This window comes from Pseudomonas sp. B21-041, assembly GCF_024748675.1.
GTDB lineage: Bacteria > Pseudomonadota > Gammaproteobacteria > Pseudomonadales > Pseudomonadaceae > Aquipseudomonas > Aquipseudomonas neuropathica.
Map to the genome: position 1 here is coordinate 1,963,003 of NZ_CP087175.1, position 14,856 is coordinate 1,977,858.

Annotated in this window: 9 protein-coding genes; 1 reads left to right on the plus strand and 8 read right to left on the minus strand. The window is 56.3% G+C overall.

The features are described from left to right. Positions 1–98: 98 nt before the first annotated feature. The 3 genes from alc to puuE form a co-directional block, all read right to left on the minus strand. Positions 99–1,094, minus strand: a complete 996-nt coding sequence (gene alc, locus LOY43_RS08770; RefSeq protein WP_007913974.1) for an allantoicase — start codon at positions 1,092–1,094, stop codon at positions 99–101. 87 nt (positions 1,095–1,181) lie between these two features. Then, complete coding sequence (gene uraD / locus LOY43_RS08775; protein WP_047292945.1) at positions 1,182–1,697, minus strand: 2-oxo-4-hydroxy-4-carboxy-5-ureidoimidazoline decarboxylase; 516 nt, start codon at positions 1,695–1,697, stop codon at positions 1,182–1,184. Next, positions 1,694–2,620, minus strand: a complete 927-nt coding sequence (gene puuE, locus LOY43_RS08780) for an allantoinase PuuE (protein ID WP_093441662.1) — start codon at positions 2,618–2,620, stop codon at positions 1,694–1,696. The genes uraD and puuE overlap by 4 nt, the downstream gene beginning before the upstream one ends. A 421-nt stretch (positions 2,621–3,041) precedes the next feature. Between puuE and uraH the strand changes: the two genes are divergently transcribed. Next, positions 3,042–3,395, plus strand: coding sequence for a hydroxyisourate hydrolase (gene uraH, locus LOY43_RS08785; RefSeq protein ID WP_003223171.1), 354 nt, complete (start codon positions 3,042–3,044; stop codon positions 3,393–3,395). Between the two features lie 133 nt (positions 3,396–3,528). On the opposite strand, the gene LOY43_RS08790 is transcribed toward uraH, so the two are convergent. From LOY43_RS08790 to LOY43_RS08810, 5 genes are all read right to left on the minus strand, one after another. Then, entirely contained in the window at positions 3,529–5,415 is a 1,887-nt protein-coding gene (locus LOY43_RS08790) for a hypothetical protein (RefSeq protein WP_258709474.1), read from the minus strand. A gap of 49 nt (positions 5,416–5,464) precedes the next feature. After that, on the minus strand, positions 5,465–7,243 hold the full coding sequence (locus LOY43_RS08795) for a hypothetical protein (protein ID WP_095050916.1): 1,779 nt from the start codon (positions 7,241–7,243) through the stop codon (positions 5,465–5,467). Between the two features lie 80 nt (positions 7,244–7,323). Next, on the minus strand, positions 7,324–8,997 hold the full coding sequence (locus LOY43_RS08800) for a hypothetical protein (RefSeq protein ID WP_258709475.1): 1,674 nt from the start codon (positions 8,995–8,997) through the stop codon (positions 7,324–7,326). Between the two features lie 247 nt (positions 8,998–9,244). After that, positions 9,245–11,089, minus strand: coding sequence for a hypothetical protein (locus tag LOY43_RS08805; protein ID WP_258709476.1), 1,845 nt, complete (start codon positions 11,087–11,089; stop codon positions 9,245–9,247). Positions 11,090–11,234: 145 nt separating this feature from the next. Further along, positions 11,235–14,780, minus strand: a complete 3,546-nt coding sequence (locus tag LOY43_RS08810) for a calcium-binding protein (RefSeq protein WP_258709477.1) — start codon at positions 14,778–14,780, stop codon at positions 11,235–11,237. Positions 14,781–14,856: the final 76 nt, after the last annotated feature.

Below are 14,856 nucleotides of genomic sequence, written 5' to 3' on the forward strand. Positions count from 1 at the left end.
GGGAATGCAGCCCGTGACGCTCCGCGTCACATCCTGAGTGGACGCAGAGCGTCCAGTGATGCATTCCCACGCAGAGCGTGGGAACGATCATTGCGTTGTTATTTAGCGACCTTGCCGAGAACGCGCAGGCGGCTCACACCACCATCCGGGAACACGTTCAGGCGGATGTGGGTGATCGGGCCCAGCGCCTTGATCTGCTCGACGAAGGTGTGTTCGGCGTGCATTTCCAGTTTCTGGCTTGGCAGCAGTTCACGCCAGAACAGCGACTGGGTTTCGATCTGGCTGTCAGTACCGCCTTTCACGAACGCGCCCTGGATCGAGCAAGTGTCCGGGTAGTTGCCTTTGAAGTGCAGGGTGTCGACGACGATCTTCTCGATCTCGCCCGGGTGACCCAGCGCGACGATGACCCAGTCATTGCCTGGCGTGCGACGACGTGCAGTTTCCCAGCCGTCGCCCATGTTGATGCCACGGCCCGGGTTGAGGATGTTGCTCATGCGGCCGAAGTGTTCGTCGGAGCAGGCGAGGGCGCGGCCACCATTCAGGGCCGCAGCCAAGTCGACTTGCTCGTTGTCGCCAACCGCCGACCAATCGCGGAACGGAATGCCGTACACGCGCAGACGGGCAACACCGCCGTCCGGGTAGATGTTGAAGCGCAGGTGGCTGAAAGCTTGGTCGTTGCTGATTTCGTGGTAGTGATGGCTGTTGCCCTGCAGCTCGACGGCCGACAGCACTTCAGTCCACTGGGTGTTTTCATCAGGCTCGCCCGACGCCAGGAAGCACGCTTCCAGAGAGGCCGATGGCGGGAAGTTGCCGGTGAAGAATGAAGTATCGATGTCCACGCCTTTGATCGAGCCCGGTACGCCCAGACGAATTACGGCGCTGTCGAAGCCTTCGAAGCGCTTGCGGCGTGATTCCCAGCCGTCCATCCACTTGCCGTTGTCATCGAACACGCCCTCCTTCCATACGGCCGGGGTCGGTTGGAACAGACGATTGGCGTCTGCGAACCAGTCATCGGTGACCGAAATGATTTTGGTGCCCAGACGGGCATCGGCCAGGTTGACGAATTTTTCGAAAGGTACGGCGTAAGCTTTCATTCTTCTTGTCTGCCTTTAAAAAAGTGGCTGGGGATGCTTGCAGGACCCTGGGTACTCTCCGCGTTTGATGTACTCGGGTCAGGCTTGCTAAAGAGTCAGTAAACGGAACAGGGCGATCTTGTTGATCTCCGCCAGCGCGCATTTGAATTCGGTATCGACCGAGTTGTGAATGCGCGTTTCGAACGCCGCGAGGATCTGATGCCGGTTGCTGCCTTTTACCGCCATGATGAAGGGAAACTTGAACTTGGCTTTGTAGGCGTCGTTCAGCTCGGTGAAGCGCTGGAACTCTTCGGCCGTGCATTGGTGAATACCGGCGCCAGCCTGTTCATTGGTGCTGGCTTCGGTCAGTTGGCCCTGGACGGCGGCTTTGCCGGCCAGGTCCGGGTGAGCGTTGATCAGGGCCAGTTGACTGGCATGATCGGCGCTCAACAGGATGTCGCTCATGCGCTGGTGCAGGGTTTCGATCTCGTCGATCGAGGCATCTGCGCCCAGGTCGTAGGCCTTCTCGGCCACCCATGGCGAATGTTCGTAGATGTCGGCGAAGGCGTTGACGAAAGCGTCGCGGCTCAGGGTCGACGGTTGCAGGGTTTGAAAGCGGCTCATTTCGCGGCCTCTTGGTACGGGTGAGTTTCGTGCCAGTGACGCGCGATGTCGACGCGACGGCTGAACCACACCTGTTCATGACTTTTGGCGTATTCGATAAAGCGTTTGAGCGAAGCGAGGCGACCCGGACGACCGATCAGGCGGCAGTGCAGACCGATCGAGAGCATCTTCGGCGCTTCGGCACCTTCGGCGTAAAGCACGTCGAACGCGTCTTTGAGGTATTCGAAGAAGTCGTCACCCTTGTTGAAACCTTGCACCTGGGTGAAGCGCATGTCGTTGGTGTCGAGGGTGTACGGGATCACCAGATGCGGCTTGCCGGTCGGGTTGTTCGGTTCCCAATACGGCAGGTCATCGTCGTAGGTGTCGCAGTCGTAGAGGAAACCACCTTCTTCCATGACCAGGCGACGGGTATTCGGGCCAGTGCGGCCGGTGTACCAGCCCAGTGGGCGCTCGCCGGTGATTTCGGTGAGGACGCGGATCGCTTCGAGCATGTGCTCGCGCTCCTGCGCTTCGTCCATGTACTGATAGTCGATCCAGCGGTAGCCATGGCTGCAGATCTCGTGGCCGGCATCGACCATTGCGCGGATCACGTCCGGGTGGCGCTGGGCGGCCATGGCCACGGCGAAGATGGTCAACGGAATGTCGAATTCCTTGAACAGTTTCAGAATCCGCCAGACCCCGGCGCGGCTGCCATACTCGTAAAGCGATTCCATGCTCATGTTACGCGCGCCTTGCAGCGGCTGAGCGGCCACCATCTCGGAGAGGAAGGCTTCGGACTCTTTATCGCCGTGCAGAATGTTGCGCTCGCCGCCTTCTTCGTAATTGAGTACGAACGACAGAGCGATGCGGGCATTGCCCGGCCAGTGTGGGTGAGGAGGGTTACTGCCGTAACCGATCAGGTCGCGTGGGTAGTCAGCGCTCACTGCAGTCTTCCTTCTTATTCGTTGACAGATGGGTGTGGCGGCCTGGCAGGCTGGCGTCACAGCGATGGGCTGATTGTATACAACTTTATTCGCAATTTGTAAGCCTGAATTTTCGCATTTTTCGCCGACTGTCATCTTTTACTGGTATTGGCGTGAGCCTGCAAGAAACCTGCCTGACCAGTCAGTTAATGGATAGAAGGTGCAATGTATAGGCGTGTTGCTGGCAGAACGCGGGGAAACCCCCGATTGGCGGGGGTGGTGTGAAAAATGTCGTTTTTATTGTGTACAATTTTTTTGAAAAGTGTCTTAATCAGTCGCTCGCCGCAGCTTTTCGTGCTCCGAATCGGTGCGGTCTCCTTTTTATCTGACTTCGGGAGGCGCGAGGTCTGACTGCTTCCACGCAGGCAGGCGCGCAGAATCAATGGGACGTTTGACAACACACGTTTTGGACGCTGCACACGGTTGCCCGGGCAGTTCGATCAAGGTCGAGCTGTACCGCGTTGAAGGTTCGCACCTGGAATTGGTCGCCAGTGCGATAACCAACAGCGATGGCCGGGTCGATGCGCCGCTGCTGCAAGGCGATGATTATCGTACCGGGGTTTATCAGGTTCAGTTCCACGCTGGCGATTACTACCGCGCCCGCGGCGTTCAGTTGCCGGAGCCGGCATTTCTGGACGTGGTTGTACTGCGCTTCGGCATCTCTGCCGAACAGGATCACTACCACGTGCCATTGCTGATTTCGCCTTACAGCTATTCCACGTACCGGGGCAGTTGACCCCCAAGCAGCTGCCCCCCGCCGGGAAGCGACTGCGCATATAGCTTCTTTGGTCTTTCGCCCGCTCACACTGCGGGCTTTTTTATGCCTGAGTAATCTGCCCGCCTGTGCTGCAGAGAACTCCGGAGCTCATTCAGCTGTGTCGGGTGACAATAAGGTTATGTTCGTGAGTGGGGAGAGGCTCGTTGGTGCCCAGCAAAAAAATGATTCTGTTGGTGTGCAAATGCACCATCAACTCGTCTTTGACCTGCACGTCCATGTTGTCGACAAAGACTCTTTTCTTGAGCCAGGCAACTGGATCAGGGAGAAAAACAGTATTGTTTTGAATCCTGTCCATGAACAGGATGAAAACAGGATCAACCCCCGTTCGCTTGATCAATAAGGCATTCCCCTGGTTGGCGCCGAAATCATGGGCAATGTAGTAGCCGTGTGCGCTAAGAAGATCTTTGAACAGTGTTCGCGTTGTTCGGCGACCCCTTTGGTGTTGCGAGCCGGAGAACAATTTCGGGTTGAAGTCGATTCTTCGCAGACCTTCAGCGGAAGGTAGCGGCATACGCATGTAGCCATTTACGTCAGTCGCAAGCGGCGAGAGGAGCATCAGCGGGTCGCTCAAGTCTTGACGAGCGACTCTGTTATCGCCCGTGAAAATAGAGCGATTTTCCCAGTACTTGAAAGTCTCGAACAATGCACTGATCCCGGACCCTGTTATTTTCTCGGAGTGACTGGCTCGATTGAACATCTCCCGTGCGGCTTTACTTGCAGAGTGATCGGAAAGGTAGGGGAACTGATCGCTGACATATTGCGTCAGGGTTTTTTCAAATGGCCGACTCTCCACGATTCTCCATGCCGGATTGCCATGCCCCGTATTGCCCTCCCACTTCACCGCCGCCCTGGGTTGCAACTCAGGATTGGTCAGCAGCAACTGTTCGAAAGCATCGAAACGAGTAGCAGAAAACTGTGGCGGCTTGATGAAGGCAAAGGCGTCAATGGCGTGGCTCGGCTGGTCAAGTATCGCAAAGTGCTTGCCGCCGATTTCGATGGAGTCGCCGGCTGACGGTTTCGTCGTGGTTCCCCAGCCTTTCCATAATTCACTGATGCCCATGAGTACGAAGGGATTGAGAGGATCACTGTCTTCTGGCAGTCGAGGGCGTTTACTTGGGCTCGGGCCGGGCCTTTCCGACCGGGGGAGGGCACGGGAACTGCCTGCTTTTGGAGCTTGTTGTGTATCTGTAGTCGTCTGCAATTTACGGCGCCAGACGAATTGCCCGGGAATCTGCTCGAACGCTATATCCGGCACATTGATCGTTGTTGCTGAAGCCAGTTTGTATTCGCCTTGTTCGTTCCTGCGAACCAGAACGGTTCCTTCGGCGATATCGACATAGGTTTTCCCACGCGGCCCTTTGCGAATACCGTCCAGGGACTCCCGCGCGGCAGGCAGAAGGGTCGCCAGGTGCGGGTCGACGAGGATGATCGCTTGTAGTGGTTCGGCAGTCCGTTGCTGCGCAGACAGACTCCTCTGTCTGGAGTGAGCCGCGTACCACTGTGCCTCGATGCGCCAACGTGACTGGCCGTGGATTTTTTTCAGAATGGGTGGTGTCACGCCCGGGGCCGCGGGCCAGGGAATCTGGTAGTGACCGGCGGTGTTGAGTTCAACCCGGTAATGCCGGCCGTCTTCCAGGTGCGCGTAAATCTGGCCGCCCGGGGTCACGAATAACCCGTCGACGGACATGTGCGGCTGTAGAAGAGCGGTTTGTAATACCGGCAGGGATATCTCGGCCAGTCTGGCATTGGTTTCGGTGAGCAGCGGATCCGTTATGTAACTCACCACCACGCGTGGGGCGCCTGCCATTTCACTGCCAGACGTATTGGGAGTGGAAGTGTCGGGCGGTTGCTTCGTACCTGGCGCAAAAATGTCAGAACCCTGGGTGTTTTTGAGGCTGCCATTGCCAGCGGTAGATCTGTTGATCGCGGAGGTGTCGGGCGAAGCAGGGCGGACTGTAGTCTTTGTGGATTTGGTCATTGAAGTGTCTCTTAGCTGTTCATGTTTTTTGGTTGACTGTCCTGTGCGGTCATTGGTCTTTGAAAATGAACAGCGTTGTCTGCCCCAGAACATCTGTTTGGGTGCCGCCGAGCAGGTAGCTGATCTTTTTTTCTGTGCGGTAAGTCGACAAAGGCTTTGATTCGCTGCTGGATGTTTGCAGCACGACTTCATTGTTCTCAAAAGGCTCAGGCCGAAATCGCTGCAGGCGCCCGTCGTTAAGAGGTGGCAGTTTCAGTACGAACACGTGATCGATTTTCTCGCGGTGAAACAACAATTCGTTTTCCGCAAGCGTGTTTGTCGGGTTGCTCACCACGTAACCGTCATCCTCCAGAATCTGCCTGAACAGCCTTCGCAGATTGGCCGCAGTGGGCGTCGTGGCGTACTCGTTCCAGTGGCGAGAGAAGCGCCCGGGATCAAAATCCAGGCGCATCAGGCCTTCACCCAGCGAGGCAGGAATCGCCAGGGTTGGTTCCGGTCCGGACAGAGGGCGCAACATGAGGAGCGGGTCGGCCAGCTCTCGATTCGGTGCTCTGCGCCGATCCCTGTTGGCCCAGTAACGAAACACTTGGTTCATCAGCGCCAGACCGGGGGCAATGATGATTTCCGATCGGTTCGCCTGATTGAACATGGCCCGGGCGAGTGAATTGACGGATTGATCCGACAAGTATTTGAAGGTTCTGGCGATGTACCGGGTGATCGGCATCTCGAAGGGCACGACACTGTCGAGGACCGTCCATTGGTGGTTTTGTTTAACCGCCCACTTAGGCTGCAGCGACGGGTTGTCCCGCAGCATGTATTCGAAAGCGTCATACAGGGCGGGTGAGAACAACGGATGCTGCAGGTAAACCAGTCGCGGGTTGGTATTCAGGTCTTGTTGCATCACCCGGTAATACTGCCCGTCGATCTCGATATGCTGGCCCAATGCTGGTCGGACACTGTGTCCCCAGTTTCGCCATAAACCGAAACTCAAGTTGATCGCGTCGGGGTTGTCCGAGAGCAGGCTTTCGGTCAGCGCCCGGGTGGCGTCTGTCCCCTCTTCCTGATGCGGGCGTTGTGTAGCCAAATCGGTTAGCCCGGTCTTGCGGCGCCACAGTCGCGTCCCGGGAATCTGTTCGAACAATAGAGCGGATACTTTGCGCGCCGTCGCGGAGGTCTGCTGATAGTGACCGTTGGCGTTTTTACGCACCATGACGGTTCCTTCTGCGGTATCGATATAGGTTTTTCGGTGCTTGTCGTAGCGAACGCCGTCCGGTGTTTGCAGGCGGGGGGAGAGCAGGGCGGCGGCATCGGGGGCGAGGTAGATCGGCTGTTCCCCGGGGATACGCTCAGCGGCTGCAACTGGCCCGTCATTGTCTGGGTTGTGCGCCAGCCAACTGGGTCGTTCGAAGGTCCAGACTGGCTGGCGCTCGGTTTTGATCAGGAAAGGACCCGCCAGATGCGGAGTGAAGTTGAAGGGAATCTGGTAGCGGCCATCGTGATGTATTTCGACCAGCAGATGCCCTGCATTTTCAACATGGGCGTACAGCTTTCCCTCCGGACTGGTGAACAATCCGCTGTCGGGATCCAGCCTTTGTAGCAGGTGCACTTGATCGGCAGGCCAGCTGATGGAGCGCAGAGCGGCCGCTACCGACACGGGGTAGACGGCGGATGCCTCGTGGACCCGCACCGGCGGTTGACGCACGGAATTGCTCGGCAGGTCTGCAGAGGGTTGCGTGTTTTCGCCGGGGATTCTGGGGACAATGCCAGCGGCATTTGGACGTGTGTCAGGCGCAATAACACCGGCCACACGCTTTGGTGGTTTGACCATTAACTGAATCTCTTGATTTGGATTGTGGGTGTGCAGGTGTCCGGACTTGCGGACGCACCGTTCAGGCGTTCAGCAGCGGCTCAGGCCTCTCTCACAATGAACAGCGTCGGGTAATCAGCGGATATGGGTTGTATACCCCCCACCAGATGGATGACTTCGGTGTGAGCCAACTGCACCTCAAGCGCCTGTTTTTGCGACACGCTGAGCCTCGTCAGATAGGCGGGGTCGATGAGTTCGGTACCTGCGGGTGTGGTGCGAGTAACCTGATTGCCAGCGATGGGTGGCAGCTTCAACACGAATAGAGCGGCAACGCCCGGGCGGTAAAAAATCAATGCACCTTCACTGAGTCGGCGCGTGGTCGGATTAATGCTGTAGCCGTTGTGTTGCAGGATGGTCGCCATCAATCCGCGCAGGTTTCCTGGCGTCGGCGCTGCTGCATAGGGGGCCCACTCTTGAGGAAACCGTTGTGGGTCGAAATCCAGGCGCTGTAATACGGCTGAGTTGTGCGCAGGCAGTGTGAGCAAGCGGCCGCCTGCCAGATGGCCGGGCGATGTCGGCAGTTTTGGCAGCATTATCAAAGGGTCCGCCAGTCCGTGTAGCGGGGGTTCGTGATTCACCCTGTCCAGCCAGTGGCGGAAGGTCAGCGCCATCACCGAAAGTCCATGGGCGTTGATGCCCTGAGGCAGTGAAAGCCGATCGAATACCGCCCGCGCGAGGTTGCTGGTCGCCTGCTCGGACAGATAGTTGTAGGCGGCGGAAACATATTGGGTGGCGGACATTTCGAACGGTGGAGCGTTGTCCAGAACCTTCCATTGGCCTTCGCGTTTCAGTGCCCATTTCGGTTGGCGCGAAGGCTCATGACGCAGCATGTTTTCGAACGCGTCATAGCGGTCCGGTGCAAATCCCGGGTGTTGCAAATAGACCAGTTCGGTATCGGCACTGACACCTTGCATGACGATCCGAAAGTGTTGCCCGTCGATCTCTATCGACTCGCCTGAATCGGGTTTTGTGGACTTCCCCCAGTTTCTCCACTGACCGGCGGAAAGATCCAGGGCGACGCCCGGCTGGGCTAACAGATGTTCGACCAGCGTGCTGGTACCGGTTGCAACATGGCTCTGTTCGTCCAGGCGTTGGCGCTTGCTCTGGTCGGGTATGGCATCGGTCGCTTCGGTGGACAGTGGATTGATTACGGCTGGGTCGCCTTGCTGCGGCGTGTCGATTTCACGCCAGAGTGTTGTCCCCGCAATCTGTTCCACTCTTTGTCCCGTCGGGGTTGATTCCCCGGCATGTGTCTGTCGCCAGCCTTCCGCAGTTTTGCTCACCATGACCATGCCGCCGACCATTTCGACGTAGGATTTCTTGCGTTTGTCGTAGCGAAACCCTTCTTCAGTGCCTGGTTGCAGCTTCAGTTGGGTTGCCGATTCGGGGTCGATATAGACCGGATGCGCTGGTCTTTCGCTGCTGGAAGCACCGGCCAGCGCAGACGGTCCGGTTTCGATGGATTGCTGCCTCACCCAATCAGAGGTTCGCGCTTCGCTCAATTGGCGATGCCGGGTGAACGGACGACCGACGATGACGCTGGGGCGGTCGGCGGGTGCTTCTGGCAACGCGTGTGATGAAGTGGCTTCGGTGTGCGGAGTGGAATGACCCGGTTCACCGGGAAGTGCTGCAACTGGAACAGGTAAAGGATTGGTTGCTCGGCTAGACGCCTCCGGTGACGCCGTGCGAGGAATTTTCCTGGGTGGTTTTGCCATGGACTTGCTCCGATGAATCGCTGATCAGTGATGCGGCCGGATATTCGGGAAGCGGATTCGATGTGCAATTGCGCGGCATCGTGTTTGCCCGACCCATTGGCTTCAAAGGCGTGATGTTCGGCAAAAACTCGCCACGGCGTGCGGTATATATGTATGGCGATGAGGGCAAGTGCTGCAGGGTGTTTCGAGGCGTTCGAAAGTCATGCCGACTCGCGCCGGCAGGGCCGGTGCGAGTCGTAGCGGGATCTCAGCGCTCCCTGAGCACGAACACCGAATCCGGAATCGACTCAACCTTCAATACGCCCCCGATGAGCCAGACCACTTTGTTTTCCATGGTCGCGGTGGCCAGGGCGTGAAACGCCTCGTTGCCTATCCTGGCCGGCAGGCTGGGTTCTGCCAGTTCATTGCCCGGGGTGTGGGACAGGCCGACATGATCCACCACACCCAGTTTCATAAAATAAATCCGCTCACTGGTTCCGCGCCTGAATACCAGCGTTGGCATGCGGTGTTCGTATGTCAGGGGAAATATGTCATAGCCGCTGCGAACCAACAGGGCGCCAAGCAGGCGTCTGAGGTTCAGGTCGGTCGGGTAGGTTTTGTAGTGGTTCCATTCGACGGGAAAATGCTTGGGATCGAAGCTGAGTCGTTGCAGTTCGCCGTCGACCTGGGAGGGCATACGGATGAGTTTTTTACCGCGGAAATCGGTGGAAGGTGCCACTGCTAGCATGTTCAGCGGGTCGGCATACGCAGGTGCGGTGGGAAATGGCCGTTGTTTCCACTGATGCAGGACTGCCTGAATGTTGACCAGCCCGGTGCCGGTAATCATCGGTGTGTTGTCCGCGAGTTCGAACAGCCTTCTGGCGACGGCCCGTGCCGTGTCATCAGAGAAATCAGGGAATGTCTTGGCTACCGACTGCGAGATCGGTTCATCGAAGAAACGTTTTCCAGGGTGTATTTCTCCCGGATCGTTACCGATGCGAAATGTTGCAACAGGCTGCATCGAGGGCGCCGTACGGAGCATTTGTTCAAACGCATCGAAGTGTGTTGGCACAAAGTCAGGATGTTGCACAAAGTAGACTTTGGGGTGAGGGGTGGAACCCTTCGGCACCACCGGATAATGAAACCAGCCGAGCTGCACCGACTCCACCTGCGCTGGTTTGTTCAGATGGCCCCAGGGTAGCCAGAAAAACGGTGTTTGCTCGGCTGGAGCGCTGGCATCGAAGGTTATTGGTGCTAGTGGTTGTTCGGGGACGTTGACCCGCGCGCGTTTGCTTGGGCCGGGTTGCGGTTCGTCTGCTTCGGCCATTGGCCGCGACCTGCCTGCAGCGGGATGGTCGGGGGTTGGCAAGTGCGGATGCTTGCGGCGCCAGAGCACCGTTCCGGGAATCTGTTGAAAAAATACATCGGGCAAGTCTCTGCTTGTTGCCGAGGTCAGTTGATATTCACCTTGCAGGTTTTTCCGAACCATGACTGTGCCGTCTGCGGTATCGACGAAGGTATGTTTGAGTTTGTTGTATCGAAGTCCCCCCGTTGAGAGTTCTGCTCTGGTCAGCGTTTTTGCGTCATCGGGCGCAAGGTAGGTGAGGGACGGTGGCGTGGCAGGGGTGTCGGGTCGAGACTGTGTTGATTGCCAGCCAGGGCGCTGGATGTGCCAGCTGGCCTGGCCTTCAATCCTGGTCAGTACCGGGCCGGGAACACCGGGTGCAAAGGTCAGCGGAACGTAATAGTTGCCTTGCAGATCCCGTTCGACGACAAACCGGCCTTCGTTGCCGATTTGCGCGTAGGTTCGTTGATCCGGGCCGGTGAACAGACCCGTGTTTTCTCCGCTGGGTATCAGCTCGTGCAATCGATCCTGTGGCCAGGCGATTGCACTGCGGGCGGCACGGTAGGTATCGGGCATATCACTGACGATGACGACGGGCGGGCGAGTGGTGGCGATACCGGGAGGTCCCGTGGTCGAGTCGACGCCAGGCAGTGCTGATTCAGGCAGGTTTGCAGTGACGCGAGTACCCGAGCCTGACTGTGCAGGTCTGGTTGTAACAGTGGTATCTGCTGCCACTGTCACAGGAACTTTTTTGGGTGGTTTGGCCATGTGAAGTTACTCGTTGAGTGATGATGCGCGGGCACGTGCCTCAGCGCATTTTTCAGGCGCACTCGTCCGCATCCCTGTGGACACGTTCGGTTACTGCACTTCGGAGTGCGCACGTGGTTATCGGTTTTTGACGGGGGTGTGCGCGTCAAGCAGAGGGAGCAGTCATCAACGGCGGCTGTGCAAAGAGGGGGAGTTCTTGATGGCTGCACCGATTGACCACTTGCAGTGCTGAGTATTCAACGCGAGATTTGTCTCTGCGCAGGATCCAGCCGTGTGCGGGAAAGTTGTAACTCAGCGCCTCGGGACGGTTGTCGGCGAGCACGATGTTTCTCACTTTGATCTCTTGATTGGCCATTGCTGCAAAAGCCTCGGGCAAGTCTTTTGCCGAGCCGGGGTCTTCAAAGAAGCGGGCATCCAGACCATCCAGGTAAACCCTGTCGAAAGAGAGATCGACGGTATGGACAACCCCTTTCTCGGTAATGACTCGGACCTGATCGATCAGGTCTTCGCTTTCGTACTCCGGCAAATGAATAATGCAGGTGCCGATGTGCAGCTGGTTATTTTCCAGCCTGATCTCGACCTTGCCGAGTTTCGTCGCGTCGAGGTCCCAGGTGGAAGAGTAAGGCAGTCTGGCAGGGGCGTTTGCGAGTGCTCCCGGGGTAGACAATCTGATCGCTATATCGGCAACCAGGTGAATCAGGTAGGTGGAACCAGTACCTTCAAGATTCTGGATCGAGGTTTGCTCGGGATAGGAAAAAAGCGAACCGCATCCCGCCCTGTCGAATTTGAAGGGTTTGGTTTCAGGTAACTCAAAAGGAGTCTGATCTGTGCGCCGTGGCAGTGGTAGTGAGAGCTGCGTCGTCCAAGTATCAAAATCATTCGGATTATGGCTTTCAAGGGGGCAAACATCGGTTTCCGGTGTCAGTTGCAAATTGACCGTGACGCCACCTTTAAAAATGAGCACGACCCGGTAGTTGGGACGTGCGGCCATGGTTCGCAAGATCCTGATCATGTTTCTGGGGGCAAGTCCACCTTCCGCATAGGCGAACAAGCCAAATTTCAGTGTGTTGTGGCCGAAGTGATAAATCAGGTCGCATCCCGCAAAAAGTTCTCCATTTGACTTCTTCTCTCCCGAGGTGAAGTGCGCTTCAACCTGTGTCAGTTCGCTGATGTCGTAATCAAGATGCAGACGAACCACCGCTTCGGCACGTTTCACCAACCGGATTGTTGTGTTTTTCCTGGACCTTGGCAGGTAGTAACTCGCATCACGCTGATGATCGATCAGGCACTCGGGAGCGTGGAGGATAAGGGGGCTTTCGGGTGTTCCTTTTTTTACAACGACTACTTCGATTTCGAGGTTGTGGCCATTTTCGATGCTGTCGGGCAGGTCGGGGGCGTCAGGCAGTTTTAACGAGTAGCCGTCGCCGGTCATGAACGTGAATTTATTATTCTGCAATACGAAGTTGTTCGCGTCTTTCTTATACAGGCCTTGAATGATCACGACACTTTTCGGGTCGTCCGCAAATGCGAACCGGGAACTGATGATCAGCGCGCCATTCTCGATTGCCCAGCTTTCGATCAGTTCGTATTTCCAGTTGAGCAAAACAATACTTTCTTCTGTGCCGTCTTCGATGATGGCAATACGGCCTGGTTTGTGGTCAATGATGTATTCGTCAATGCCAGCCTCACCCGAGGCTGTTGCTCCGGGATACGTCAGATGGATTTGATCATTTCCGGGCCCCGCATTGATGGTGTCCTGGCCGCGCGAATTAATGATGTTGCGTTTATCCGAACCGGTCACAACACTGATGGCCCCGCTGACCGTTTCAACATTCTCGATACTTTCCAGAAGGCTGTGGAGAGTATATTTTTCACCCTCTTCTACAGACGGATCGGTTGCGATTACCTGCAGGGTTTGGGCCAGCAGATCGACGTCATAGCCTTTTCTATCGGTGCGGCGTGTGTAATTGCTTCCAGCCAGAACAAGCGTGTCGTTGCCTGCGCCGCCTTTCAGTGTTGAATACTCAGAAATCTGGGCATCCTGTACAAGCAGATCCCCTGCACCCTCGAACACGAAGCGGTCGTCTTTCTCACCCCCGGTCAGCTGTTTTTTTCCCGATCGGTAGTGAAAGCTGTTGGGTTTGTTTTCAACGCCCTTGATTGAGTCCTGGCCCTCGCTGATGAACCAGAGAATGCCCTTGTTTTCGCCAACCGTACCCAACTCTGCACCAGGCGTATCCTTGGAAACCCCGTTGCGGGCGTCAATGATGTCATCGCCTCCCTTGATCTCGGGAACCTGGATCGTTTCCCAACTGTCTCGTTTGGTCCACCAGTTACGCTTGCGCACTCGGGAGGGTTTGAGGTGGACTTCAAACTTGCCATTAACGATGGCTTCGGTTGTGTCCTTTAGTTGCCCATCCAACAGTTTTCTGGCTGTTTCTTTCAATTGTTTCGCGTGTTGGAGCCTGGTTTTTGCCAGCAGATAGCGGTTTTGCACGGCCTGGTCAGGGTCCATCATGCAGAACGAAAACCAGCCTGTGCGCCAGCGCTCGTCCAGCGTCAGTTCGATGTAGTCATCAATGTCGTCGACCACGCGTACCGCGCCATAAATTTGCGATCCGATGGCCAGGATTGCTCCAGCTGCAAGCCCGACCGGGCCTGCAAATGAAAAGCCTGCCAACGCTGCCGCACCGAGGATGATCGTCATGGCGGCGCTGGTAATACTCAATCCTGCGCTCACGTAATGGTCCATGGCTTCTTTTCCGACGGCATTTTCAGCGGCATTGATCGATCTGACAGCGGTGAAGATATCGAACGGCAATGTCAGTGCGCCGCCGATCAAACCGCCGGAGCGACCCAGCCTCAGGGCAAACCGGGTTTTGGCAAAATCCATAAGGGCGCCTTGCCCGGCCGAGAGCATATTCGACGCAATTTTGCTGACGGCGATGTCAACAACAATGGAACCCACTTCCGTACCAATACCCAAGCTGTTGATGGCGACTTCGGTGGTGTTGTTTGCTTTGATAGCATCCACCACACCGCGTAAACCCATGAATATGCCGAAAGCTTGGATGCCGACACTCGAACCGAGCGCGGCGTAACTTTTCGCCAGGGACACCCAGCGAGGATTATGTTTGGGCAGGTTTGCGTGATACAGATCCAGTTTCTGTGCGGAATCCAGTAGTTTTACCAATTTGCTACGGTAGTTACCTTCGTCTGTAGAAACTTGCGAACTTTCTCTTATCAGGTGAGGGGCCGTCAGTGGGCGTTCGCTGGCCATTTCGAAAAGCAGTGTCGTCAACAAATAACTGTCCTTGCCTGTTGACGATTTCATATGGTGTTCAATGTCGACAGCACTGAACTGCAACGCGTTGATGAAAGATCGCTTGGGTACCCGGAAAAAGGTGCTTTTGCCACTCAGTGGTTGGCCGTCAAACGTGGCGCCCAAGGCATAAAGTGACACTCGTGTTATTGAAATATTGCCGATTTGCAGCGGGCCGAATACGGAGTCGACTATTTTCAATTGATCGACTTTGCTTTTTACTTTGATGCTGGTTGTTTCATCAGTTTCGGGTTTGAAATCAATGGTCGAAACATGATGTTCATTGCGCTCGAAACGCATGTCGGCGATGACGACGGCGTCGGTGATCTCTGCAGTTTCCAATGACGCTTTACGTATCAGGGTGGCCATGTGAACTTCCTTGTTCTGGCGGGTTTTTATTTATTTGAGTCGTGATAGTACGGTCGCCTTTTGAACGATGTACATC

What these genes read in the sequence shown, in the direction of transcription:
- alc (WP_007913974.1), bottom strand. Translation starts at nt 1,094, where the DNA reads ATGAAAGCTTACGCCGTACCTTTCGAAAAATTCGTCAACCTGGCCGAT.
- uraD (WP_047292945.1), bottom strand. Translation starts at nt 1,697, where the DNA reads ATGAGCCGCTTTCAAACCCTGCAACCGTCGACCCTGAGCCGCGACGCT.
- uraH (WP_003223171.1), top strand. Translation starts at nt 3,042, where the DNA reads ATGGGACGTTTGACAACACACGTTTTGGACGCTGCACACGGTTGCCCG.
- LOY43_RS08790 (WP_258709474.1), bottom strand. Translation starts at nt 5,415, where the DNA reads ATGACCAAATCCACAAAGACTACAGTCCGCCCTGCTTCGCCCGACACC.
- LOY43_RS08795 (WP_095050916.1), bottom strand. Translation starts at nt 7,243, where the DNA reads ATGGTCAAACCACCAAAGCGTGTGGCCGGTGTTATTGCGCCTGACACA.
- LOY43_RS08800 (WP_258709475.1), bottom strand. Translation starts at nt 8,997, where the DNA reads ATGGCAAAACCACCCAGGAAAATTCCTCGCACGGCGTCACCGGAGGCG.
- LOY43_RS08805 (WP_258709476.1), bottom strand. Translation starts at nt 11,089, where the DNA reads ATGGCCAAACCACCCAAAAAAGTTCCTGTGACAGTGGCAGCAGATACC.
- LOY43_RS08810 (WP_258709477.1), bottom strand. Translation starts at nt 14,780, where the DNA reads ATGGCCACCCTGATACGTAAAGCGTCATTGGAAACTGCAGAGATCACC.